Raw genomic sequence first — 842 nt, 5'->3', positions numbered from 1 at the left:
GCCCCAGCGGCACGCCCAGCACAGCGCCCAGCGCCACCGCCGCCGCCCCGACGGCCAGCGAGTTGCGCGCGCCGACCAGGATCATCGACAGCACGTCCCGCCCGAAATGGTCGGTGCCCAGCCAATGGACCGGCCCCGGCGGGCGCAGCCGGGCGACCACCCGCACCTGCTCCGCCGGGAAGGGCGTCCAGACCAGCGACAGCAGCGCCGCCCCGACCACCAGCGCGGTGAGCAGCCCGCCCAGCAGCAGACTGACCGGCAGCCGGCGCACCCGCCGGACGAGCCGCCTCATGCCGTCACCCGCGGGCGTGGGTCGATGGCGGCGCAGGCGATGTCGACCAGCGCGTTGACCGCCACCACCGTGACCGCCAGCAGCACGACGACGCTCTGCACCACGATCAGGTCGTGCTGGCCGATGGCCTGATAGAGCAGGCGGCCCAGCCCCGGCAGGGTGAAGACGTTTTCCACCACCACCGCCCCGGCGACGAGGAAGGAGAACTGCAGGCCCAGGATGGTGGCGACGGGGATCAGCGCGTTGGGCAGGACATGGCGCCGCAGCACCGCGCGGCGCGGCAGGCCCTTGGCGACCGCCGTGCGCACATACTCCTCGCGCAGCGTGTCGAGCGCCGCCGTGCGGGTGATGCGCGCCAGGATCGCCGCCTCCGGCAGGGCCAGCGCCACGGCGGGCAGCAGCAGCGCCTTCAGCGCCAGCCCCGCCCCGGCCTCCCACCCCGGAAAGCCACCGGCGGAGAACCAGCCCAGCCGCACGGAGAACAGCAAAATCAACAGGATGGCGAACCAGAAGCCGGGCACCGCGATGCCGATCTGCCCGAAGGCCATGA

1 protein-coding gene and 1 pseudogene are annotated in these 842 nt (G+C 73.6%); both read right to left on the bottom strand.

What is annotated here, in order from left to right; all coding sequences use genetic code 11:
- Window positions 1–292, bottom strand: a pseudogene (locus GBZ26_RS29650) (ABC transporter permease); the annotation flags it as partial.
- Window positions 289–842 (bottom strand): ABC transporter permease (locus GBZ26_RS29645; protein WP_174441834.1); only part of this gene is annotated, 554 nt, incomplete at its 5' end. The gene GBZ26_RS29645 and the pseudogene GBZ26_RS29650, both read right to left, overlap by 4 nt.

The organism is Azospirillum formosense (genome assembly GCF_013340925.1).
Classification (GTDB): Bacteria; Pseudomonadota; Alphaproteobacteria; order Azospirillales; family Azospirillaceae; genus Azospirillum; species Azospirillum formosense.
The sequence above is the reverse complement of the archived record's forward strand: the minus strand, read 5'-3'. Positions and strand labels throughout refer to the sequence as shown.